Annotated in this window: 20 protein-coding genes and 1 other RNA gene; 4 read left to right on the top strand and 17 right to left on the bottom strand. The window is 56.6% G+C overall.

Annotated elements, in window-relative coordinates:
• Positions 1-68: 68 nt before the first annotated feature.
• The 8 genes from UR289_RS09680 to UR289_RS09645 form a co-directional block, all read right to left on the bottom strand.
• A complete protein-coding gene (locus tag UR289_RS09680; RefSeq protein WP_032660097.1) occupies positions 69-812 on the bottom strand; it encodes an SDR family oxidoreductase in 744 nt (247 codons plus the stop codon).
• Between the two features lie 70 nt (positions 813-882).
• Positions 883-3756, bottom strand: a complete 2874-nt coding sequence (gcvP, locus tag UR289_RS09675; protein WP_320709886.1) for an aminomethyl-transferring glycine dehydrogenase — start codon at positions 3754-3756, stop codon at positions 883-885.
• Between the two features lie 124 nt (positions 3757-3880).
• Positions 3881-4270, bottom strand: coding sequence for a glycine cleavage system protein GcvH (gcvH, locus tag UR289_RS09670; protein ID WP_008499718.1), 390 nt, complete (start codon positions 4268-4270; stop codon positions 3881-3883).
• Positions 4271-4293: 23 nt separating this feature from the next.
• Positions 4294-5388, bottom strand: coding sequence for a glycine cleavage system aminomethyltransferase GcvT (gene gcvT / locus UR289_RS09665; RefSeq protein WP_320709885.1), 1095 nt, complete (start codon positions 5386-5388; stop codon positions 4294-4296).
• Positions 5389-5785: 397 nt separating this feature from the next.
• Complete coding sequence (gene ubiI, locus UR289_RS09660; protein ID WP_320709883.1) at positions 5786-6988, bottom strand: FAD-dependent 2-octaprenylphenol hydroxylase; 1203 nt, start codon at positions 6986-6988, stop codon at positions 5786-5788.
• A 12-nt stretch (positions 6989-7000) separates the two neighbouring features.
• The gene (gene ubiH, locus UR289_RS09655) at positions 7001-8179 is read right to left on the bottom strand and encodes a 2-octaprenyl-6-methoxyphenyl hydroxylase (RefSeq protein ID WP_320709881.1); all 1179 of its coding nucleotides are present in this window, start codon (positions 8177-8179) and stop codon (positions 7001-7003) included.
• Positions 8176-9489, bottom strand: coding sequence for a Xaa-Pro aminopeptidase (gene pepP, locus UR289_RS09650; RefSeq protein WP_029739211.1), 1314 nt, complete (start codon positions 9487-9489; stop codon positions 8176-8178). The genes ubiH and pepP overlap by 4 nt, the downstream gene beginning before the upstream one ends.
• A 31-nt stretch (positions 9490-9520) precedes the next feature.
• Positions 9521-10099, bottom strand: a complete 579-nt coding sequence (locus UR289_RS09645) for a YecA family protein (protein ID WP_029739212.1) — start codon at positions 10097-10099, stop codon at positions 9521-9523.
• A 168-nt stretch (positions 10100-10267) separates the two neighbouring features.
• On the opposite strand from UR289_RS09645, the gene zapA reads away from it, so the two are divergent.
• The 3 genes from zapA (at position 10268) to UR289_RS09630 (ending at position 11443) form a co-directional block, all read left to right on the top strand.
• Positions 10268-10597, top strand: a complete 330-nt coding sequence (zapA, locus tag UR289_RS09640) for a cell division protein ZapA (protein ID WP_006811891.1) — start codon at positions 10268-10270, stop codon at positions 10595-10597.
• 41 nt (positions 10598-10638) lie between these two features.
• Positions 10639-10822: non-coding RNA, 6S RNA (ssrS, locus tag UR289_RS09635), on the top strand.
• Between the two features lie 24 nt (positions 10823-10846).
• Positions 10847-11443, top strand: a complete 597-nt coding sequence (locus UR289_RS09630; RefSeq protein WP_032660084.1) for a 5-formyltetrahydrofolate cyclo-ligase — start codon at positions 10847-10849, stop codon at positions 11441-11443.
• Between the two features lie 108 nt (positions 11444-11551).
• Here UR289_RS09630 and serA read toward each other — a convergent pair whose 3' ends face one another.
• Positions 11552-12784, bottom strand: a complete 1233-nt coding sequence (serA, locus tag UR289_RS09625; protein ID WP_023309113.1) for a phosphoglycerate dehydrogenase — start codon at positions 12782-12784, stop codon at positions 11552-11554.
• 266 nt (positions 12785-13050) lie between these two features.
• Complete coding sequence (rpiA, locus tag UR289_RS09620) at positions 13051-13710, bottom strand: ribose-5-phosphate isomerase RpiA (protein ID WP_014885151.1); 660 nt, start codon at positions 13708-13710, stop codon at positions 13051-13053.
• A gap of 127 nt (positions 13711-13837) precedes the next feature.
• On the opposite strand from rpiA, the gene argP reads away from it, so the two are divergent.
• A complete protein-coding gene (gene argP, locus UR289_RS09615) occupies positions 13838-14731 on the top strand; it encodes a DNA-binding transcriptional regulator ArgP (RefSeq protein ID WP_008499727.1) in 894 nt (297 codons plus the stop codon).
• Positions 14732-14779: 48 nt separating this feature from the next.
• Here argP and UR289_RS09610 read toward each other — a convergent pair whose 3' ends face one another.
• The 7 genes from UR289_RS09610 to tkt form a co-directional block, all read right to left on the bottom strand.
• Entirely contained in the window at positions 14780-15520 is a 741-nt protein-coding gene (locus tag UR289_RS09610) for an oxidative stress defense protein (protein ID WP_182931171.1), read from the bottom strand.
• A 91-nt stretch (positions 15521-15611) separates the two neighbouring features.
• Positions 15612-16247, bottom strand: coding sequence for an arginine exporter ArgO (gene argO / locus UR289_RS09605; RefSeq protein WP_021242063.1), 636 nt, complete (start codon positions 16245-16247; stop codon positions 15612-15614).
• 145 nt (positions 16248-16392) lie between these two features.
• A complete protein-coding gene (mscS, locus tag UR289_RS09600) occupies positions 16393-17247 on the bottom strand; it encodes a small-conductance mechanosensitive channel MscS (protein ID WP_033146600.1) in 855 nt (284 codons plus the stop codon).
• A 186-nt stretch (positions 17248-17433) separates the two neighbouring features.
• Entirely contained in the window at positions 17434-18513 is a 1080-nt protein-coding gene (gene fbaA, locus UR289_RS09595) for a class II fructose-bisphosphate aldolase (RefSeq protein WP_029739216.1), read from the bottom strand.
• 92 nt (positions 18514-18605) lie between these two features.
• On the bottom strand, positions 18606-19769 hold the full coding sequence (pgk, locus tag UR289_RS09590) for a phosphoglycerate kinase (RefSeq protein WP_023333323.1): 1164 nt from the start codon (positions 19767-19769) through the stop codon (positions 18606-18608).
• 49 nt (positions 19770-19818) lie between these two features.
• Positions 19819-20838: an erythrose-4-phosphate dehydrogenase gene (gene epd / locus UR289_RS09585; RefSeq protein ID WP_032660071.1), complete on the bottom strand. Its 1020-nt coding sequence runs from the start codon at positions 20836-20838 to the stop codon at positions 19819-19821.
• Positions 20839-21179: 341 nt separating this feature from the next.
• The gene (tkt, locus tag UR289_RS09580) at positions 21180-23171 is read right to left on the bottom strand and encodes a transketolase (protein ID WP_045355615.1); all 1992 of its coding nucleotides are present in this window, start codon (positions 23169-23171) and stop codon (positions 21180-21182) included.
• Positions 23172-23182 lie beyond the last annotated feature (11 nt).

The following is a 23182-nucleotide window of genomic DNA, read 5'->3' as shown; positions in this document are numbered from 1 at the left end:
GTAACGCCGGGCGGCGCTACGCTTGCACCGGCCTACGATTGATCCCCTCTCCCCTTTGGGAGAGGGGTTTACTTCCCGCCCGCCAACTCAATAAAACTGCCCGTTACGTACGACGCCTTCTCGCTCAGCAGCCAGACAATCGCCTGCGCCACCTCTTCCGGCTGGCCGCCGCGCTGCATCGGCAGCAAGGATTTCACGCGATCCACTCGCCCCGGCTCTCCGCCGGACGCATGAATATCGGTATAAATCAGACCCGGACGCACGCAGTTGACGCGAATGCCCTGCGCCGCCACTTCCAGCGATAGCCCGGTTGTCAGCGAATCGACCGCCCCCTTGGACGCGGCATAATCCACATATTCACCCGGCGCGCCCAGGCGCGACGCGGCGGAAGAGACGTTCACTATCGCCCCACCCTTGCCGCCATGCCTGAAGGACATGCGTTTTACCGCTTCCCGGCAGCAGAGAAAGTAGCCCGTGACGTTGGTCGCCAGGACGCGGTTAATGCGCTCAGCGGAGAGGTTCTCGATAGTGGATTGCTCAAACAGAATGCCCGCATTATTGACCAGCGCACGAAGCGGCTCGCCTTCACGATCGAGGCTGTCAAACATCGCCAGCACCTGGGCTTCATCACTGATATCCGCGCGGACGGCAAAGGCTTTACCGCCCGCTTCAACGATCTGGTTGATCACGTCCGTCGCGGCTTTAATGTTGTGGTGATAGTTCACCGCCACGGTGTAGCCTTCGCGCGCCAGCTGCAGCGCGGTGGCTTTCCCAATGCCCCGGCTGGCGCCGGTGACCAGTGCTATTGCCATTTTCTTCTCCCAATAAAAAAGCCGGGTGGCGGCTTCGCCTTACCCGGCCTTTATGACTACACCAATAATATTACTGGTATTCGCTCATCGGCACGCAGGAGCAGAACAGGTTACGGTCGCCGTACACGTCATCAAGACGCTTCACGGTCGGCCAGTATTTGTTTGCCACGCCTGCAGGGAAGACGGCCAGCTCGCGGGAATAACCGTGGTTCCACTCTGCCACCATTTCGTCCTGGGTGTGCGGGGCGTTAACTAGCGGGTTATCTTCCAGCGTCCACTCGCCGTCCTGCACGCGATCGATCTCCATGTGGATGGCCAGCATCGCGTCGATAAAGCGGTCCAGCTCGGCTTTGCTTTCAGATTCCGTTGGCTCCACCATCAGCGTACCCGCAACCGGGAACGACATGGTTGGCGCGTGGAAGCCGTAGTCGATCAGACGCTTGGCGATATCCAGCTCGCTAATGCCGGTCTGCTCTTTTAGCGGACGAATATCGAGAATGCACTCGTGCGCCACGCGACCGTCGCGGCCGGTATAGAGCACCGGGAAGGCAGACTTCAGGCGAGTCGCAATATAGTTGGCGTTCAGGATCGCCACCTGGCTCGCCTGCTTCAGCCCTTCCGCGCCCATCATGCGGATGTACATCCAGCTGATTGGCAGGATAGAGGCGCTACCGAACGGTGCCGCAGAGACCGCGCCCTGACGGGTCAGCATGCCTTCAATCTGCACTACGCTGTGGCCCGGTACAAACGGTGCCAGGTGCGCTTTCACGCCGATTGGGCCCATGCCCGGGCCGCCACCGCCGTGCGGGATGCAGAAGGTTTTGTGCAGGTTCAGGTGCGACACGTCCGCGCCGATAAAGCCCGGAGAGGTAATGCCCACCTGAGCGTTCATGTTTGCGCCGTCGAGGTAAACCTGACCGCCGAACTGGTGCACCACTTCGCACACTTCACGGATGGTCTCTTCGTACACGCCGTGGGTAGACGGGTAGGTCACCATGATGCAGGAGAGCTTGTCGCCCGCCTGCTCGGCTTTCGCACGCAGGTCGACCAGATCGATGTTGCCGTTCTTATCGCACGCTACCACCACCACTTCCATGCCCGCCATTTGGGCAGAGGCCGGGTTGGTACCGTGGGCGGAGCTTGGGATCAGGCAGATATCGCGGTGACCTTCGTTGCGGCTTTCGTGATAGTGACGGATCGCCAGCAGACCCGCGTATTCGCCCTGCGCGCCGGAGTTCGGCTGCATGCAGAGCGCGTCATAACCGGTCAGTTTCACCAGCCAGTCGGAAAGCTGGTTGATCATCATATGATAACCTTCCGCTTGCTCTGGCGGGCAGAACGGGTGCAGCTCGGAGAATTCAGGCCAGGTGATCGGGATCATCTCCGCCGCGGCGTTCAGCTTCATGGTGCAGGAGCCCAGCGGGATCATCGCCTGGTTCAGCGCCAGATCCTTGCGCTCCAGAGAGTGCATATAGCGCATCATCTCGGTTTCGCTGTGGTAGCGGTTAAACACCGGATGCGTCAGGATCGCATCGTTACGCAGCATGCTTTCCTGAATGGAGCGGCTGTCGAGCGCGACCTCTTTGTCGAGCGCATCAATGTCCAGACCGTGCGCGTCACCCAGCAACACGCTGAACAGGTTCAGGATATCGTCGCGGGTGGTGCTTTCATCCAGCGTAATGCCGACGGCGTTGTGGATGTCGCTGCGCAGGTTGATCTCTGCTGCATTCGCGCGCGCCAGCACGGCCGCTTTGTCCGCCACTTCCACACACAGGGTGTCGAAGTAGTGAGCGTGGCGCAGCTTAAGGCCTTTCTGCTGCAGACCGCAGGCCAGAATATCGGCCAGACGGTGAATGCGGCTGGCAATGCGTTTCAGACCAGCCGGGCCGTGGAACACGGCGTACAGGCTGGCGATGTTTGCCAGCAGCACCTGGGAGGTACAGATGTTGGAGTTCGCTTTCTCGCGGCGGATGTGCTGCTCGCGGGTTTGCATCGCCATGCGCAGCGCGGTGTTACCGGCAGCGTCTTTTGAGACGCCGATGATGCGGCCTGGCATAGAGCGTTTGAATTCATCTTTCGCGCCGAAGAACGCCGCGTGCGGGCCGCCGTAGCCCATCGGCACGCCGAAGCGTTGCGCTGAACCGAATACGATATCCGCGCCCTGTTTACCCGGCGCCGTCAGCAGCACCAGCGCCATAAAATCGGCGGCAACGCTGACAACCACTTTGCGGGTTTTCAGCTCGGCAATCAGCGCGCCGTAGTCGTGAACTTCGCCGGTGGTGCCCACCTGCTGCAGCAGCACGCCGAAGACGTCCTGGTGATCCAGCACTTTGTCAGCGTCGTCGACGATCACGTCAAAGCCGAAGGTTTCCGCGCGGGTGCGCACCACGTCCAGCGTCTGGGGATGCACGTCCGCCGCGACGAAGAAGCGGTTGGCATTTTTCAGCTTGCTCACGCGTTTTGCCATCGCCATTGCTTCGGCGGCGGCGGTCGCTTCATCCAGCAGCGAGGCGGAGGCGATATCCATACCGGTCAGATCCAGCGTCACCTGCTGGAAGTTCAGCAGCGCTTCCAGACGGCCCTGAGAGACTTCCGGCTGATACGGGGTGTAAGCGGTGTACCAGCCCGGGTTTTCCAGCATGTTGCGCAGGATAACCGGCGGTAACTGCACGTTGGTGTAGCCCATGCCAATGTAAGACTTATAGCGCTTGTTCAGGCCTGCGATAGCCTTTAGCTCCGCCAGCGCGGCGAATTCCGTGGTGGCTTCCCCCACCTGAGGCGGCGTGGCAAGCTGGATGTCTTTTGGCACAATCTGGCCGATCAGTGCGTTTAATGAATCCGCGCCAACTGTCTTCAGCATCTCCTGCTGTTGCTGAGCATCCGGCCCAATGTGACGTTCAATGAAGGCGCCACGGTTTTCAAGCTGGCTTAAAGTCTGTGTCATGAGCGATGGTTCCTGAAACGTGCAGTGAATTTAAGTTCCCTCTCCCTCTGGGAGAGGGTTAGGGTGAGGGGAAGATGGGCACCCTCGCCCCTGCCCTCTCCCGAAAGGAGAGGGGGATAAACGATTACTCGTCTTCTAACAGTGCTTCGTACGCGGTCGCATCCAGCAGCGCGGCAACCTGAGATTCGTCGCTGGCTTTGATCTTGAAGATCCAGCCGCCTTCATAAGGCTCGCTGTTCACCAGCTCTGGCGAATCGCTCAGCGCGTCGTTGACGGCAACGATTTCGCCGCTCACAGGAGCATAGATGTCAGATGCCGCTTTTACGGACTCCGCCACGGCGCAGTCGTCGCCCGCGCTAACGGTCGTGCCCACGTCAGGCAGGTCAACAAACACCATGTCGCCCAGCAGCTCTTGCGCGTGCTCGGTGATCCCTACGGTGTAAGTGCCGTCCGCCTCTTTGCGCAGCCACTCGTGTTCTTTGCTGTATTTCAGTTCTGCTGGCACATTGCTCATTGAAGTTCTCCTGATAAAAATGATTAGGCGACCGGCTTACCGGCGCGAACAAAAATCGGTTTGGTCACGTTGACCGGCATTTCGCGGTTGCGGATTTGTACCACCGCCGTTTCGCCAATGCCCGCCGGCACGCGTGCCAGTGCAATACTGTAGCCCAGCGTCGGGGAGAAGGTACCGCTGGTGATCACGCCTTCGCGAGGATTGCCGTCGGCATCGGTAAAGCGCACCGGCAGTTCACCGCGCAGCACGCCCTTCTCGGTCATCACCAGGCCCACCAGCTGTTCAGTGCCCTTCTCGCGCTGCATCTCCAGCGCTTCGCGGCCAATAAAGTCACGGTCAGCCGGTTCCCATGCGATGGTCCAGCCCATGTTGGCGGCCAGCGGAGAGATGCCTTCATCCATCTCCTGACCGTAGAGGTTCATCCCCGCTTCCAGACGCAGCGTATCGCGCGCGCCCAGACCCGCAGGCTTCACGCCAGCTTCCACCAGCGCGCGCCAGAAATCAGCGGCCTTCTCGTTCGGCATCGCAATTTCGTAGCCCGCTTCACCGGTGTAGCCGGTGGTGGCGATAAACAGATCGCCCGCCTGCACGCCGAAGAACGGCTTCATGCCTTCGGTTGCTTTGCGCTGCTCGTCGTTAAACAGAGACGCGGCTTTCGCCTGCGCGTTCGGCCCCTGTACGGCGATCAGCGACAGATCGTCACGGACGGTGATGTCGATGGCATAAGGTTCGGCGTGTTGGGTGATCCAGGAGAGGTCTTTTTCACGGGTGGCGGAGTTGACAACGAGGCGGAAGAAATCTTCAGTGAAATAGTAGACGATAAGGTCATCAATCACGCCGCCGGAGGCATTCAGCATGCCGGTATAGAGCGCTTTACCCGGCGTCTTCAGTTTGGCAACGTCATTTGCCAGCAGATAACGCAAAAACTCCCGGGTGCGGCTACCGCGCAGATCGACAATCGTCATGTGGGACACGTCGAACATACCGGCATCGGTGCGCACCGCGTGGTGCTCATCAATCTGCGAGCCGTAGTGCAGCGGCATCATCCAGCCGTGGAAGTCCACCATGCGGGCGCCGCATAACACGTGTTGTTCGTACAAAGGAGTCTGTTGAGCCATCTTGTCCTCGTTGAAAAATTCACCGTGAAACCCGGTATCGGCCCCGTTATCCGGCGCCGACGCAAACGTTCTCTTTTACCCGAACTTACCACCGAAACCGGCGGTTAACCATAAGGTAAAACGGGTCATCACATTAGCTTATGACCAAAAAACGCTAAAAAGCCTACAGAGTTATTCACTGGAAAAATGCGATTAACCCCGCACAAAATTAACAATGATCTAACAGGATTTAGCACATGGTGATATTTCGTGCGGAAAAACGGGCCGAATTTCCGTAACATAAAATCTCGCAGATTAGATTTTCTAATGCGAAAAATGACGTGAAATTAGAATATTTCAAACGAGGGAATTTCCCCGGCGCAGAGGCCGGGAAAATAAAGTGTGACGGGGATCGAGATTAGCGTAACCAGTCGGGAAGATCGTTAAGACCCATCGCCTGACGGAGGAGTTGAGGTTTAACACCCGGAAGGGTGTCAGCAAGCTTGAGGCCAATGTCGCGCAGCAGTTTTTTCGCCGGATTCGCCCCGGCAAACAGCTCGCGGAAGCCCTGCATGCCCGCCAGCATCATCGCCGCACTGTGCTTGCGGCTGCGCTCGTAGCGACGCAGGTACAGATGCTGACCGATATCTTTGCCTTCGCGATGCAGGCGACGCAGTTCCTCAACCAGCTCCGCCGCGTCCATAAAGCCAAGGTTGACGCCCTGCCCTGCCAGCGGATGAATGGTATGCGCCGCATCCCCCACCAGCGCCAGACGGTGCGCCGCAAACTGACGCGCGTAGCGGCCGGTTAACGGGAACACCTGCCGCTCGCTTTCAAGGGTGCACAAGCAAAGGCGGTTATCAAACGCCATGCACAGCGCCTGGTTAAAGGCATCCGGCGTCGCCTCCTCCATCAGCTGGGCTTTTTCAGGCACCAGGGACCAGACAATCGAGCACAGGTGCGGATCGGAAAGCGGCAGGAACGCCAGAATGCCGTCGTTGTGGAAAATCTGCCGCGCCACGCCGCCGTGCGGCTCCTCGGTACGGATCGTCGCCACCAGAGCGTGATGACGATAGTCCCAGAAGGTCAGCGGGATATCGGCTTTATTCCGCAGCCAGGAGTTCGCACCGTCAGCACCGACCACCAGACGCGCGGTCAGCATGTCGCCGCTCTGTAAGGTGATAAACGCCTCGTTTTCACCCCACGCCACCTGCTGGATCTGCGCAGGCGCAATCAGCGTCACGTCGCTGCACTGCTGCGCTTTCTGCCACAGCGCGTGGTGGATCACCGCGTTTTCGACGATATGACCCAGATGGCTGTAACCCATGCTTTCATCATCAAAAGCAATATGACCAAAGCTGTCTTTATCCCACACTTCCATGCCGTGATAGCAGCTGGCGCGCTGCGCCACAATATCTGCCCAGACGCCAAGGTGCGTCAGCAATTTCTCGCTGGCGGCATTGATCGCCGAGACGCGGAGTTCCGGCGGGGCATCTGGCGCAACGGGCTGAGGCTGCTTTTGCTCCAGCACCGCCACGCGCAGGCCGCTGCCCTGTAAACCACAGGCCAGAGCCAGTCCGACCATACCGCCGCCAACAATGGCGACATCAACATTTTGCACGGTGATAACTCCTTAACGCGCGACCCAACCAAGAGTCCGCTGCGCCAGCACGTCACGTGCCGGAATGAATAATTCCATCGCCATTAGCCCGAGGTTGCGACCCGCAACCAGCGGTGCCCAGCGATTGGCAAAAAGATGGACTAAGCCGTCGGTGACGCCAATCGTCGCCTCTTTATCCACCTGGCGGCGCTTCTGGTAATGGCTGAGCACCGGGTATGCGCCACAGTCTTTTTGTTCGCCCCACGCCTGAGAAAGGGTTTCCGCCAGGCTCATAACATCCCGCAGGCCAAGGTTAAACCCTTGCCCCGCGATGGGGTGCAGCGTCTGCGCGGCATTACCGACAAGCGCCAGACGATGCGAGATGGACTGAGAGGCAGTAGTCAGCGAAAGCGGGTAAACCGCCCGCTGTCCAGCATGGGTAATACGCCCCAGCCGCCAGCCAAAGGCTTTCTGCAGCTCGGTACAAAAACGTTCGTCCGACCAGGCTTTAACCTCTTCAGCCTTATCCTGCGGATGACACCAGACCAGGGAACAGCGCCCGTCCGACATCGGCAGCATCGCCAGCGGGCCATGCTGCGTAAAGCGTTCAAACGCCCTGCCGTGATGTTCAGCTGCGGTCGCGACATTCGCAATGACCGCAACCTGCCCGTAAGGCTGCTGACGCCACTCCACGCCGCACTGGGCGCCGAGCGATGAATGCGAGCCGTCCGCGGCGACCAGAAGCTGGCCTTCAAGCACGGTGCCGTTTTCCAGCGTTACGCTGACCGACTCCTCACTGCGGCTCACGCTGGCCACGCGCGCCGGGCAATGCAGCGTGACGCCCGGCGCATCCTGGAGCAGACGAAACAGACGCAATCCGACGTCGTGCAGTTCGACAACCTGACCCAGCGCGTCAATGCGGTAATCCTGCGCGTCCAGCGTGACAAAGCCAGCATGGCCGCGATCGCTTACGTGAACGGTTTTAATTGCCGTCGCGCAATCGGCGATGGCCTGCCAGATGCCAATACGGGACAGCTGCTGGCAGGTACCCTGCGCCAGGGCAATAGCGCGGGAATCAAAACCGGGATGATTTTTTGCCTGCGGCGCGATAGCTTCAACCAGGTGCACCGGAAGCTGCCCCTTCGTCAAATGCGAAATGGCCAGCGCCAGCGTGGCCCCGGTCATGCCGCCGCCAACGATAATCACGCTCATGCGCGTGCCGCTGCCATCAGCGCCTCGATATCGTCAGCGTTTTTCACGACGCTCGCGGTCAGGTTTTCGTTACCGGTTTCGGTGATCACGATGTCGTCTTCGATGCGAATGCCAATTCCGCGGTACTCTTCAGGCACGTCGGCATCCGGCGCGATATACAGGCCTGGCTCCACGGTTAACACCATGCCCGGCTCCAGCACGCGCGAACGGTCGGTGCCGTACGCGCCAACGTCATGCACATCCAGCCCCAGCCAGTGGCTTAGGCCGTGCATGAAATACGGTCGATGCGCATTTTCAGCGATCAGGGTGTCGACCTCCCCTTTCAGGATCCCGAGCCTGACCAGACCGGTAATCATGATGCGCACCACTTCGCCGGTCACTTCCTGCATGGAGGTACCGGGACGATACAGCCTGAGCGCCGTCTCAAGCGACTCGAGAACGATGTCGTAAATGGCGCGCTGTGCCGGTGAGAATTTACCGTTCACCGGGAAAGTACGGGTGATGTCTCCCGCGTAGCCCTGATATTCGCAACCGGCGTCAATCAGCACCAGATCGCCGTCGCGCAGCGCGCTTTCGTTTTCGGTGTAGTGCAGAATGCAGCCGTTTTCTCCGCCGCCAACAATGGTGTTGTAGGAGGGATAACGCGCGCCGTGGCGGTTAAATTCGTGATGAATTTCGCCTTCCAGCTGGTATTCGAACATCCCGGGACGGCACTTTTCCATGGCGCGGGTGTGCGCCAGGGCGCTGATTTCGCCCGCACGACGCATCAAATTCAGCTCTTCTTCAGACTTGAACAGGCGCATTTCATGCACCACCGGACGCCAGTCCGTCAGCGTGGCCGGCGCGGACAGGTTCTGCCGCGAGCCTTTGCGCAGCTTATCCAGCGCGGTGAAAACAATCTCATCGGCGTACGCATATTCGCCCTGCGCGTGATAGAGCACGTCGAGGCCGTTAAGCAGCTGATAGAGCTGCTGGTTGATTTCGCTAAACGCCAGCGCGCGGTCAACGCCCAGCTTCGCCGGTGCGGCCTCCTGGCCCAGGCGGCGGCCAAACCAGATTTCGGCCGTTAGATCGCGCACGCGGTTGAAAATCACGCTGTGGTTGTGGGTGTCATTGCTCTTAATCAGCACCAGCACCGCTTCCGGCTCGTTAAAGCCGGTGAAGTACCAGAAATCGCTGCTCTGGCGATAGGGGTATTCGCTGTCGGCGCTGCGCGTGACTTCGGGCGCAGCAAAAATCAGCGCGGCGCTGCCCGGCTGCATTGTTGCCAGAAGCGCCTGACGGCGGCGCGAATACTCTTGACTCGAGATAACCATGACACCCTCCTGTGCGTTATTTTTCTTAATGTAAGGTTGGCTTGCGGACTTCCGGCGCGGTCGGCTGAGAGCGCGTGAAGTTATCGTGGCACAGCAGTGCCGCCACGCGCACGTACTCGATAATCTCTTCAAGAGACATTTCCAGCTCTTCCTGGTCTTCGTCTTCATCGTAGCCGAGCTGGGCGATGTTACGCAGGTCGTCAATCGCTTCACCCGCTTCGCCGGTCACTTTATCCAGTTTAGGCTGCGTCACGCCGAGCCCCAGCAGATAGTGGTTTACCCAGCCGGCCAGCGCATCGGCGCGATCGAACACGCTGACGTCGTCGCCTTCAGGCAGATAAAGCTGAAAAAGGAAGCCATCGTCTTCCAGCGAATCGCTGGTTGCGGCGTGCATTTTACGCAGCGCTTCCGCCAGCTCGTGACCAAACGCCAGCCCTTCATTCGTGAGGTCGTGGATCAGCGGCTGCCATGAGCTGTCGCTGTTTCCGCCGCACAGCATGCCACTGATCAGACCGTGCATTTCGGCAGGGGTTAAACCAACTCCCTGCTGGTTCAGTAACTGGTTTAAATCCTTGTAACCAGGCATTTCGTTCTGTATAGACATGAGCATTCGTCATCAAAGGGGGGAAGTTTCATGATATGCTACCACTTTGGACCCTGGTGATACCAGAAAAGGGCTTGTATCTTCACATCAGGGTAGCTATAGTGTCGCCCCTTCGCAGCCCCCGGGGCAATAAGCGAAGGCAGCGCAGTCAATCAGCAGGAAGGTGGCATGTCTGCACAACCCGTCGATCTCCAGATTTTTGGCCGTTCACTGCGAGTGAATTGTCCGCCTGAACAAAGGGATGCTTTGAATCAGGCAGCGGACGATTTGAATCAGCGGTTGCAAGATCTAAAAGAACGCACTAGAGTCACAAATACTGAGCAGCTGGTTTTCATCGCCGCGTTGAACATCAGCTATGAACTGACTCAGGAAAAAGCGAAGACCCGCGACTACGCGGCAAGCATGGAGCAGCGCATTAAAATGCTCCAGCAGACCATAGAACAGGCATTGCTTGATCAAGGTCGCAATCCCGAAAGACCGGGACCAAAGTTTGAATAACACTTCTCAGTTGACTATGGTAGAGTAACTGTGAAGACAAAATTTCTCTGAGATGTTCGCAAGCGGGCCAGTCCCCTGAGCCGATATTTCATACCACAAGAATGTGGCGCTCCATGGTTGGTGAGCATGCTCGGTCCGTCCGAGAAGCCTTAAAACTATGACGACACATTCACCTTGAACCAAGGGTTCAAGGGTTACAGCCTGCGGCGGCATCTCGGAGATTCCCTCTCTTTTCTTCTACCGACTACCATGACCCAATTCCCTGAAGTTTCTGCTTCACGCCAGGACATCCGTCAGTTAATTCGTCAGCGCCGCCGTGCGTTAACCGCCGATCAGCAAGCGCATTTTGCCCAGCAGGCCGCCGCCCGTATGATGGCGTATCCCCCTGTCGTGATGGCGCACACCGTTGCGCTATTTCTGTCATTTGATGGAGAGCTGGATACCCAACCGCTGATAGAACAGCTCTGGCGCGCCGGGAAGAAGGTCTATCTGCCGGTGCTGCACCCGTTCAGCGAAGGTAATTTGCTGTTTCTGCACTACCATCCGCACAGCGAACTGGTGGTAAATCGCCTGAAAATCACCGAACCGAAACTCGACGTGCGCGACGTGCTCCCGCTGTCACAGCTGGATGTATTGATTACGCCGCTGGTGGCGTTTGATGAACAGGGCCAGCGTTTAGGGATGGGCGGCGGTTTTTATGACCGGACGCTGCAAAACTGGCAGCAGTACGGGTTGCAGCCGGTGGGCTATGCGCATGATTGTCAGGGCGTGGAGGCGTTGCCGGTGGAGAAATGGGATGTGCCGTTGCCGGCGGTAGTGACGCCATCGAAGTTGTGGGAGTGGTGAAACAGGCGTGCGGCCTGATGCCCTCACCCCAGCCCTCTCTCACGGGGAGAGGGAGAAAACATAAAAAACGGTAACTATCGTTACCGTTTCGCATTTACCTCGCCACAATCAGTACAGCAGACGCGCGCGAATCGTCCCCTGAATCGCCTTCATGCTCTGCAGCGCTTTCTCAGCAACATCGTCATCCGCTTCGATATCAATAACCACGTAGCCCATCTGCGAGTTCGTTTGCAGATACTGCGCGGCAATGTTGACGCCCTGCTCGGCAAAGATCTGGTTGATCGCGGTCAGCACGCCAGGACGGTTTTCGTGGATGTGGAGCAGACGACGACCACCGTGCAGCGGCAGAGACACTTCCGGGAAGTTCACGGCAGAGAGCGTAGAACCGTTGTCGGAATATTTGCTCAGCTTACCCGCCACTTCCAGACCGATATTCTCCTGCGCTTCCTGGGTAGAGCCGCCGATGTGCGGCGTCAGGATCACGTTGTCGAATTCGCACAGCGGAGAGGTAAACGGATCGCTGTTGGTCGCAGGCTCCGTCGGGAAGACGTCGATGGCCGCGCCCGCCAGGTGCTTACGCTTCAGCGCATCCGCCAGGGCCGGGATATCGACAACCGTGCCGCGCGCGGCGTTGATCAGCAGCGAGCCCGGCTTCATCAGCGCCAGCTCTTCCGCACCCATCATGTTTTTGGTGGACGCATTTTCCGGCACGTGCAGGCTCACCACGTCGCTCATATTCAGCAGGTCAGAAAGGTGTTGAACCTGGGTCGCATTGCCCAGCGGCAGCTTGCTTTCGATATCGTAGAAAAACACGTGCATACCCAGGGATTCCGCCAGAATACCGAGCTGCGTACCGATGTGGCCGTAACCGATAATCCCCAGTTTTTTACCACGCGCTTCATATGAGCCGGACGCCAGTTTGTTCCACACGCCGCGGTGCGCCTTGGCGTTCGCTTCAGGAATGCCGCGCAGCAGCAGCAGCAGTTCGCCAATCACCAGCTCCGCCACGGAGCGGGTGTTGGAGAACGGGGCGTTGAAGACGGGAATACCGCGTTTGGCGGCAGCATTCAGGTCAACCTGGTTGGTACCGATACAGAAGCAGCCGATAGCCACCAGCTTTTCCGCCGCGGCAATAACCTCTTCAGTCAGGTGAGTACGGGATCGCAGGCCAATGAAGTGGGCATCACGGATGGACGCTTTCAGCTCTTCGGTATCGAGCGCGCCTTTGTGAAATTCGATGTTGGTGTAACCTGCCGCACGAAGGCTATCGATTGCTTTTTGATGCACGCCCTCGACCAGCAGGAATTTAATCTTGTCTTTCTCCAGTGATACCTTTGCCATTTACCCGACCCTGTTTTTGTCTGAACTGATGTTGTGCTGGATATGAATCCGCTGTAGCCAACATATCAAAAAAAACTATTGCAGCAATATGAACGTTTGCGTTGGCACTCTGAAGAAAAGTCATACAGAGCAAAATGTCAGAGGAAAATGCTATGGAAATTTACAAACGCGGCAGGATCGGCAAATGAGGCGTAAAAACGTGACACAAGTCACCGAATTTAGCTTTTCAAAAATTTTTTAGCGGGGGGAGGACTCCCCCCGTCAGATCATTTTACGATGGTTTTCACGCCGTCAGCGGTGCCGATCAGCGCCACATCCGCGCCACGGTTGGCGAATAGCCCTACGGTCACTACGCCTGGGATAGCGTTGATGGCATTTTCCAGCGCAATCGCGTCAAGAATTTCCAGACCGTGAACGTCGAGGATCACGTTACCGTTATCGGTGACTACGCCCTGACGGTATTCCGGACGACCGCCCAGCTTCACCAGCTGACGGGCAACCGCGCTACGCGCCATTGGGATCACTTCGACCGGCAGCGGGAAATTACCCAGAATGTCGACCTGCTTGGAGGCGTCCGCGATGCAGATAAACTTGTCCGCAACGGAGGCGATGATCTTCTCGCGCGTCAGCGCCGCGCCGCCGCCTTTGATCATCTGCATGTGGCCGTTGATTTCATCCGCACCATCAACGTAAATCCCCAGACGATCCACTTCATTGAGATCGAAAACGGTGATGCCGAGGCTTTTCAGCTTTTCCGTGGAAGCATCAGAGCTGGAAACCGCGCCCTCGATTTGCCCCTTCATCGTGCCCAGTGCATCGATAAAGTGTGCCGCGGTTGATCCCGTACCGACACCGACAATGGTACCCGGCTGCACGTACTGGAGAGCGGCCCATCCTACTGCTTTTTTCAGTTCATCCTGCGTCATGATCGTTTTGCCTGTGGTGTGAAAACTCAGGGCGCATTATAGAACACGTCGAATGGAATTCGTCTGCCACGAAGGGAAAATTGTGTCATAGTGCAGAATAAGCAAAATTAAGGAGCCAGCCAGAGCAATGAAACGTCCGGACTACAGAACACTACAGGCACTTGATGCAGTTATTCGTGAACGCGGTTTTGAGCGCGCGGCGCAAAAGCTTTGCATCACCCAGTCCGCCGTATCACAGCGTATCAAACAGCTTGAAAACATGTTCGGCCAGCCGCTGCTGGTGCGTACCGTGCCGCCACGTCCAACCGAGCAAGGGCAAAAGCTTCTCGCCCTGCTGCGCCAGGTTGAACTGCTGGAAGACGAGTGGCTGGGTGACGAACAAACGGGCTCTACGCCGCTGCTGCTCTCTCTGGCGGTCAACGCCGACAGCCTGGCAACCTGGCTGCTGCCGGCCCTTGCGCCGGTATTAGCGGACTCCCCTATCCGCCTGAATCTCCAGGTGGAAGATGAAACCCGTACCCAGGAACGCCTGCGTCGCGGTGAAGTGGTTGGGGCGGTCAGTATCCAGCCTCAGGCGCTGCCAAGCTGTCTTGTCGATCAGCTGGGCGCGCTGGACTACCTGTTTGTGGGTTCAAAAGCCTTTGCCGAGCGCTACTTCCCGAACGGCGTCACCCGCGCCGCGCTGCTGAAAGCCCCTGCCGTGGCGTTCGACCATCTGGACGATATGCATCAGGCGTTCCTGCAGCAAAACTTCGATCTGCCGCCGGGCAGCGTGCCGTGCCATATCGTCAACTCGTCTGAAGCCTTTGTGCAGCTTGCGCGTCAGGGCACCACCTGCTGCATGATCCCGCATCTGCAGATTGAGAAAGAGTTGAAAAGCGGTGAGCTGATTGACCTGACGCCGGGGCTGTATCAGCGCCGGATGCTCTACTGGCACCGGTTTGCGCCAGAAAGCCGCATGATGCGCAACGTCACCGACGCGCTGCTGGCGTACGGGCACAAGGTGTTGAGACAGGATTAATCGCTTGAATTCCCTCTCCCTGCGGGAGAGGGTTAGGGTGAGGGCAAATTACTGTGCCTTAACCGCCTCAGTTTGCTGAGTTTGGGTTGGCTCCAGCTGGAACACCACATCCACCTGATCGTCAAACTGGATGGTTGGCTGCTCGTAAGTTTCCTGAGCAGACACCGGGGCTGCATCAGCCTTCATCATCCGCACCATCGGGCTTGGCTGGTAGTTAGAGACGTGGTAACGCACGCTGTAAACCGGGCCGAGCTTGCTCTTAAAGCCAGAAGCCAGCTGTTCCGCCTGGTGAATGGCATCATCAATCGCCGCTTTACGCGCTTCGTCTTTGTATTTTTCCGGTTGCGCAACGCCCAGCGACACGGAACGAATTTCGTTCAGACCCGCCTTCAGCGCGCCATCCAGCAGCGAGTTAAGCTTATCCAGCTGACGCACGGTCACTTCGACGGTACGCACGGCACGGTAGCCCTTCAGGATGCTTTTACCATTCTGGTAGTCGTAATCGGGTTGAGTACGCAGGTTCGCGGAGTTGATATCTTTTTTACCGACACCGTTCTGCTCGAGGAAAGAGAGGTATTGCGCAACACGATCGTCAGCCTGCTTCTTGGCAGATGCCGCATCTTTCGCAGATACATTGACTTCAATTGCCAGCGTTGCAACATCGGGTACCGCGTCCACGCTTGCGGTGCCTGAAGTGACGATGTGCGGGCCATCCGGCAGTTCACTTGCCTGCACCGACACCGCACCAAAACTTACTAATGCCGCCAGGGCCATCACCTTAAACTTCACTGTTATTCCTCCATGTTGCGAAGAGTGCCCATTAACAGGGCGCATGCCAGCAAGCTTAGCGGGTCTTGTTCAGTTGTCCATAAGACAAGGATTAGTTGAACAATTCCTGAACGTGGTGAATCCCCTCTTTTGCCAGCTGAAAGGCAATAAACCACATCACCAGCCCCACCAGCGTATTAATGATGCGCTGGGCTTTGGCCGTACGCAGACGAGGAGCCAGCCATGCAGCCAGAATGGCGAGACCGAAGAACCAGAGGAAAGAGGCGCTAACCGTACCCAGCGCAAACCAGCGTTTCGGCTCAACGTCCAGCTGACCGCCCAGACTGCCCAGCACCACGAAGGTGTCCAGATAAACATGCGGATTAAGCCAGGTGACCGCCAGCATGGTGACGATAATCTTCCAGCGGCCCTGCTTCATGACTTCCGCGCTCGCCAGTTCGAGGTTGCTGCTCATCGCGGTTTTCAGGGCACCAAAACCGTACCAGAGCAGAAACGCCACGCCGCCCCAGGTGACCAGCGCCAGCAGCCAGGGAGACTGCATGAGCAATGCGCTGCCGCCAAAAATTCCGGCACAGATCAGCAGTAAATCGCTTACCGCGCACAGCAGGGCAATCATCAGATGATACTGGCGGCGAATGCCCTGGTTCATCACAAACGCATTTTGCGGGCCAAGGGGAAGGATCATGGCCGCACCTAAGGCAAGCCCTTGAAAGTAATAAGATAACATGACGAAATTCTCACAGTATTGTTCTGGAAGAAGACTATACTGCGCGAATTACATTAGAGGAAATTGATAATATTAATTGGGGATTAGCAGCGCTTATGAAAATAAAGCCCGGTGGCGCTAGCGCCTACCGGGCCTGCGGGAGAAGTTATTCGGCTTCTTTGACTTTTTTGACGTTTACGTCCATCTGCGGGTACGGGAAGCTGATGCCGTTGGCATCGAAGTCGCGCTTAATGCGCTCAAGCACGTCCCAGTACACGTTTTGCAGATCGCTGCTTTTGCTCCAGATACGCACCACGAAGTTAATGGAGGAAGCGCCCAGTTCGTTCAGGCGAACCGTCTGCTCTTTATCTTTCAGAATGCGATCGTCTGAAGCAATGATATTACTAATCAGCGACTTCACCTGATCGATGTCGGAGTCGTACGCCACGCTGATAATCAGTTCGTTACGACGCACCGGCTCACGGGAGAAGTTAATGATGTTGCCCGCGATGATTTTCCCGTTCGGCACGACCACGATGCGGCCATCGACGGTACGCATGGTGGTTGAGAAAATCTGCACCTGCAGCACGGTTCCGGCAATGCCGCCAAGGTCAACGTATTCGCCGGAGCGGAACGGACGGAAGGTGACCAGCAGAACGCCAGCCGCCAGGTTTGACAGCGAGCCCTGCAGCGCCAGACCAATAGCCAGACCGGCGGCACCAAGAACGGCAATGACGGAGGCGGTCTGCACGCCCACACGGCCCAGCGCCGCAATCAGCGTAAAGGCGATAATGCCGTAGCGCACCAGCGCGGAGAGGAAGTCAGCCACCGTGGCGTCAATGTTACGGGCCAGCATTACGCGGTTAACCGTGTTCGATACAATGCGCGCCACGATCATCCCGACGATGATGATGGCAATCGCCGCGACGATATTGACGGCATAGCTCAGCAACAGCGCCTGGTTGCGCACCAGCCAGTTACCGGCGTTATTGATGCTGTCTACAACATCGAGTTGTTCCATTTATTCTTCCTTTTGTTAAACCAAAACACAAAATCCATCCCCCATGGAGACAGGCAGGTCCGTAAAGGGTAAACAAAAAGCGCAAGTATTGCCAAACAGATCACAAAAACCGGCCTGGCAGAGTATTGAAAAAGCATAAAAAAAGGCCCGCATTTGCGGGCCTTCTGATGCTGTTAGCAGCTCAAATTACAGAACGTCTACCGCGTTCAGTTCTTTGAATGCCTGCTCCAGACGAGTAATCATTGAAGTCTGGGCAGCGCGCAGCCATACGCGTGGATCGTAGTATTTCTTGTTCGGCTGGTCTTCGCCTTTCGGGTTGCCCAGCTGACCCTGCAGGTAAGCTTCGTTGGTTTTGTAGTACTGCAGGATACCGTCCCATGTTGCCCACTGGGTGTCGGTATCGATGTTCATTTTCACTACGCCGTAGCTTACGGAGTCTTTGATTTCCTGAGCAGAAGAACCGGAACCGCCGTGGAAGACGAAGTTCAGGCTGTTGTGCGGCAGGTTGTGTTTCTTGGAAACATATTCCTGAGAATCACGCAGGATGGTCGGGGTCAGAACCACGTTACCTGGTTTGTAAACGCCGTGTACGTTACCGAAGGACGCTGCGATGGTGAAGCGTGGGCTGATTTTGCTCAGCTCGGTGTAAGCGTAATCAACGTCTTCTGGCTGGGTGTACAGTGCAGAAGCGTCCATGTGGCTGTTGTCCACGCCGTCTTCTTCACCACCGGTGCAACCCAGTTCGATTTCCAGAGTCATGCCCATTTTGGCCATGCGCGCCAGGTATTTGGAGCAGATTTCGATGTTTTCGTGCAGTGACTCTTCAGACAGGTCGATCATGTGAGAAGAGAACAGTGGCTTACCGGTAGCCGCGAAGTGTTTTTCACCCGCGTCCAGCAGACCGTCGATCCACGGCAGCAGTTTCTTCGCGCAGTGGTCAGTGTGCAGGATAACTGGAACACCGTAGTGCTCAGCCATCTGGTGTACGTGGTGCGCACCAGAGATAGCGCCCAGGATTGCAGCACCCTGAGGAATGTCAGTTTTCACGCCTTTACCTGCGATGAACGCAGCGCCGCCGTTAGAGAACTGAACGATAACTGGCGCTTTAACTTTAGCAGCAGTTTCCAGTACGGCGTTGATGGAGTCGGTACCCACGCAGTTAACTGCTGGCAGAGCGAAGTTGTTTTCTTTAGCTACCTGGAACACTTTCTGTACGTCATCACCAGTGATAACGCCAGGTTTTACGAAATCAAAAATTTTAGACATGTTGCTTAGTCCTGTATCTTCGGCCGTTAGAAAAGGTGCGAGCTCTTAAAAGCGCGCTGAAAATTGGGCAGGTTTCCCTGCCCTTGAATGGCTTACTTCTTAGCGCGCTCTTCGAGCATTGCTACTGCTGGCAGTACTTTGCCTTCCACGAATTCGAGGAATGCGCCGCCACCAGTGGAGATGTAGGAGATCTTGTCAGCGATACCGAACAGGTCGATTGCTGCCAGGGTGTCACCACCGCCTGCGATAGAGAACGCTTCGCTGTCTGCGATAGCGTTAGCAACGATTTCAGTACCTTTGCGGAAGTTCGGGAATTCGAACACGCCAACAGGACCGTTCCACAGGATAGTTTTTGCGTTTTTGAGGATTTCAGCCAGTTTCTGTGCAGAAACGTCGCCCAGGTCCAGAATCTGCTCTTCATCTTTGATGTCGTTAACAGATTTCAGGGTCGCGGTTGCGGTTTCGGAGAACTCGGTCGCTACGCGAACGTCAGTTGGAACCGGGATATCGCAGGTGCTCAGCAGACGTTTGGCTTCGTCAACCAGGTCTGCTTCGTACAGGGATTTGCCCACGTTGTGGCCCTGAGCGGCAACGAAGGTGTTCGCGATACCACCGCCAACGATCAGCTGGTCAGCGATTTTAGACAGGGAATCCAGAACGGTCAGTTTGGTAGAAACTTTAGAACCACCAACGATAGCCACCATTGGACGAGCAGGTTCTTTCAGTGCTTTACCCAGCGCTTCCAGTTCGTCAGCCAGCAGAGGACCGGCGCACGCTACGTCTGCAAATTTACCGATACCGTGGGTTGACGCCTGAGCACGGTGAGCCGTACCGAATGCATCCATCACGAATACGTCGCACAGTGCAGCGTATTTTTTGGACAGAGTTTCGTCGTCTTTCTTTTCGCCTTTGTTAAAGCGAACGTTTTCCAGAACAACCAGTTCACCGGCTGCAACTTCAACGCCGTCCAGGTAATCTTTCACCAGGCGAACCGGGTTGGACAGTTTGTCTTTCAGGTAATTAACCACTGGCAGCAGAGAGAACTCTTCGTTGTACTCGCCTTCAGTTGGACGACCCAGGTGGGAGGTGACCATCACTTTCGCGCCCTGCTTCAGAGCCAGTTCGATGGTTGGCAGAGATGCACGGATACGCGCGTCGCTGGTCACTTTGCCATCTTTAACCGGTACGTTCAGATCGGCACGGATGAAAACGCGTTTACCAGCCAGATCCAGATCGGTCATCTTAATTACAGACATGGTGAATCCTCTCGTTGATTCTTAAAGTTTTGCAGACGCACAATGCGTCTTACCTGAAACCTTGAGCGGCCATTGCTAACGTGGTGTCGAGCATTCGGTTAGCAAAGCCCCATTCGTTATCACACCAGACCAGCGTCTTGATAAGGTGTGCGCCACTGACTCTCGTTTGCGTGCCATCGACGATGGCGCTGTGCGGGTCGTGGTTAAAATCTACTGAGACCAACGGTAATTCCGTATAGTCAACTATACCATGAAATGCCCCCTGTGCCGCTTTTTGCAGCAACAGGTTGACTTCACAGGCTTTTACCGGTTTTTTCACCGTCACGCTAAGGTCGATTGCGGTGACGTTAATCGTCGGAACACGCACGGCAATCGCTTCAAACCGGTCATTAAACTGCGGAAAAATTCGGGTGATCCCTGCAGCCAGTTTCGTGTCCACCGGAATGATTGACTGGCTCGCTGCGCGAGTGCGTCGTAAATCCGGATGGTAGGCGTCGATAACCTGCTGATCGTGCATGGCGGAGTGAATCGTGGTCACGGTGCCGGATTCAATGCCATACGCATCGTCTAACAGTTTGATGACCGGAATAATGCAGTTAGTGGTACAGGAGGCGTTGGAAACAATGCGGTGTTCGGCCTGCAGCTCATGCTGGTTGACGCCAAACACGACGGTCGCGTCGAGGTCGTTACTGCCGGGATGAGAAAACAGGACTTTTTTCGCGCCTGCTGCCAGATGCGCTTCGCCATGTTCACGGTTGCCGTACACGCCGGTACAGTCAAGCACCACATCCACACCCAGTTCACGCCAGGGTAGCCCGGAGATGCTGTTCTCATGCAGCACACGAATAGCGTCGTCACCAACAAAAAGTCGATCTCTTTCCTGGCGTACGTCCCAGGCAAAGCGTCCGTGGCTGGTGTCATATTTCAACAAATGCGCCATGCCCGTAGCATCCGCCAGTTCATTGATTGCCACCACGGTTATTTCCGCCCGACGTCCTGATTCATATAAAGCACGAACCACGTTACGTCCGATGCGACCGAAGCCATTAATCGCTACGCGTACGGTCATAGATCTCCTGCAAAGCAATCCCTGAGTTTGAGGTGGCTGAAAGAGTAATCCAGCTACGCCCGAAGGGGAATCCTTGCTGTCACAAACTGCGATTGATTGGTCAATTGTCGAACATTTAATCGACTGAAACGCTTCAGCAAGAATAAGCGAATCGGGGAATAAAAGGAATGTCTGTCCAGATGAATAAGCGCGCTATATGACTTGCGTCACATTTTAGGTGGAATAATGGCAGCAAGGTAAAAGCAAAACGGTAACCGAGAGGTTACCGTTTTTTAGTGTATGCACCCTCTCCCCGTGGGAGAGGGTTGGGGTGAGGGCATCAGCCCGCACCGTACAAACGATTACAGCAGTTCTTTCGCTTTCGCGACAACGTTCTCAACGGTGAAGCCGAACTCTTCGAACAGTTGTTCTGCAGGAGCAGATTCACCGAAGGTGGTCATACCGACGATAGCACCGTTCAGGCCCACGTATTTGAACCAGTAGTCAGCGATACCCGCTTCCACTGCTACACGAGCGGAAACCGCTTTAGGCAGGACGGATTCACGGTAAGCAGCATCCTGCTTGTCGAACGCATCGGTAGACGGCATGGAAACCACGCGCGCTTTCACGCCTTCGGCAGTCAGTTTTTCCCACGCTGCAACAGCCAGCTCAACTTCCGAACCGGTGGCGATGAAGATCAGCTCTGGCTGGCCCGCGCAATCTTTCAGCACGTAACCACCGCGAGCGATGTTTGCCAGCTGCTCAGGCGTACGCTCCTGCTGTGCCAGGTTCTGACGGGAGAGGATCAGCGCGGTTGGACCGTCCTGACGCTCAACGCCGTATTTCCACGCCACCGCGGATTCCACCTGGTCACATGGACGCCATGTGCTCATGTTCGGGGTCACGCGCAGGGAAGCCACCTGCTCTACCGGCTGGTGAGTTGGACCATCTTCGCCCAGACCGATGGAGTCGTGGGTGTAGACCATCACCTGACGCTGTTTCATCAGCGCGGCCATACGCACGGCGTTACGTGCATATTCGACAAACATCAGGAAGGTAGAGGTGTACGGCAGGAAACCACCGTGCAGGGAGATACCGTTGGCAATCGCGGTCATACCGAATTCACGTACACCGTAATGGATGTAGTTACCGGCAGTATCTTCGTTGATTGGCTTAGAACCAGACCACAGGGTCAGGTTAGATGGCGCCAGGTCAGCGGAGCCGCCCAGGAATTCTGGAAGCCATGGGCCGAACGCTTCAATCGCATTCTGAGACGCTTTACGGCTCGCGATTTTAGACGGGTTCGCCTGCAGCTTAGCGATGAATTCGTTCGCTTTCGCGTCGAAGTCAGACGGCATATCACCTTTCATACGACGGGTGAATTCAGCCGCTTCCTGCGGGAACGCTTTCGCATAGGCAGCGAATTTCTCGTTCCAGGCCGCTTCTTTCGCCTGGCCTACTTCTTTTGCATCCCACTGAGCGTAGATCTCAGATGGGATTTCGAATGCAGGGTGTTTCCAGCCCAGCGCTTCGCGAGTCAGTGCGATTTCCGCATCACCCAATGGCGCACCGTGGGAGTCGTGAGTACCCGCTTTGTTCGGGGAGCCGAAGCCGATGATGGTTTTGCACATCAGCAGGGACGGTTTGTCCGTCACTGCGCGCGCTTCTTCCACTGCACGTTTAATCGAGTCAGCATCGTGACCATCAACGCCACGCACTACGTGCCAGCCGTAGGCTTCGAAACGTGCTGCGGTGTCGTCGGTGAACCAGCCTTCAACGTGACCGTCGATGGAGATACCGTTGTCGTCATAGAACGCAACCAGTTTGCCCAGCTTCAGGGTACCTGCCAGGGAGCACACTTCGTGAGAAATGCCTTCCATCATGCAGCCGTCGCCCATGAACGCGTAGGTGAAGTGGTCTACGATGTCGTGACCAGGACGGTTGAACTGCGCCGCCAGCGTCTTCTCAGCAATCGCCATACCCACAGCGTTAGCAATACCCTGACCCAGCGGGCCGGTGGTGGTTTCTACGCCAGCGGTGTAACCCACTTCCGGGTGACCTGGAGTTTTAGAGTGCAGCTGACGGAAGTTTTTCAGCTCTTCAATTGGCAGATCGTAGCCGGTGAGGTGCAGCAGGCTATAGATCAGCATAGAGCCGTGGCCGTTGGACAGCACGAAGCGGTCGCGGTCAGCCCATGACGGGTTCTGCGGGTTGTGGTTCAGGAAATCACGCCACAGGACTTCGGCGATATCAGCCATACCCATAGGAGCCCCTGGGTGGCCGGATTTGGCTTTCTGTACTGCGTCCATGCTCAGCGCACGAATAGCATTAGCAAGCTCTTTACGTGAGGACATTTTAACTCCAG

Source organism: Enterobacter sp. 302C9 (assembly GCF_034106085.1).
Lineage (GTDB): Bacteria > Pseudomonadota > Gammaproteobacteria > Enterobacterales > Enterobacteriaceae > Enterobacter > Enterobacter asburiae_B.
Note: the sequence above shows the minus strand (reverse complement) of the source record. Positions and strands in the feature narration are given on the sequence as shown.

Excerpts from the sequence above, each read along its gene's own strand:
- UR289_RS09680 (WP_032660097.1), bottom strand. The coding sequence starts at position 812 with ATGGCAATAGCACTGGTCACCGGCGCCAGCCGGGGCATTGGGAAAGCC.
- gcvP (WP_320709886.1), bottom strand. The coding sequence starts at position 3,756 with ATGACACAGACTTTAAGCCAGCTTGAAAACCGTGGCGCCTTCATTGAA.
- gcvH (WP_008499718.1), bottom strand. The coding sequence starts at position 4,270 with ATGAGCAATGTGCCAGCAGAACTGAAATACAGCAAAGAACACGAGTGG.
- gcvT (WP_320709885.1), bottom strand. The coding sequence starts at position 5,388 with ATGGCTCAACAGACTCCTTTGTACGAACAACACGTGTTATGCGGCGCC.
- ubiH (WP_320709881.1), bottom strand. The coding sequence starts at position 8,179 with ATGAGCGTGATTATCGTTGGCGGCGGCATGACCGGGGCCACGCTGGCG.
- UR289_RS09645 (WP_029739212.1), bottom strand. The coding sequence starts at position 10,099 with ATGTCTATACAGAACGAAATGCCTGGTTACAAGGATTTAAACCAGTTA.
- zapA (WP_006811891.1), top strand. The coding sequence starts at position 10,268 with ATGTCTGCACAACCCGTCGATCTCCAGATTTTTGGCCGTTCACTGCGA.
- UR289_RS09630 (WP_032660084.1), top strand. The coding sequence starts at position 10,847 with ATGACCCAATTCCCTGAAGTTTCTGCTTCACGCCAGGACATCCGTCAG.
- serA (WP_023309113.1), bottom strand. The coding sequence starts at position 12,784 with ATGGCAAAGGTATCACTGGAGAAAGACAAGATTAAATTCCTGCTGGTC.
- rpiA (WP_014885151.1), bottom strand. The coding sequence starts at position 13,710 with ATGACGCAGGATGAACTGAAAAAAGCAGTAGGATGGGCCGCTCTCCAG.
- argP (WP_008499727.1), top strand. The coding sequence starts at position 13,838 with ATGAAACGTCCGGACTACAGAACACTACAGGCACTTGATGCAGTTATT.
- argO (WP_021242063.1), bottom strand. The coding sequence starts at position 16,247 with ATGTTATCTTATTACTTTCAAGGGCTTGCCTTAGGTGCGGCCATGATC.
- mscS (WP_033146600.1), bottom strand. The coding sequence starts at position 17,247 with ATGGAACAACTCGATGTTGTAGACAGCATCAATAACGCCGGTAACTGG.
- fbaA (WP_029739216.1), bottom strand. The coding sequence starts at position 18,513 with ATGTCTAAAATTTTTGATTTCGTAAAACCTGGCGTTATCACTGGTGAT.
- pgk (WP_023333323.1), bottom strand. The coding sequence starts at position 19,769 with ATGTCTGTAATTAAGATGACCGATCTGGATCTGGCTGGTAAACGCGTT.
- epd (WP_032660071.1), bottom strand. The coding sequence starts at position 20,838 with ATGACCGTACGCGTAGCGATTAATGGCTTCGGTCGCATCGGACGTAAC.
- tkt (WP_045355615.1), bottom strand. The coding sequence starts at position 23,171 with ATGTCCTCACGTAAAGAGCTTGCTAATGCTATTCGTGCGCTGAGCATG.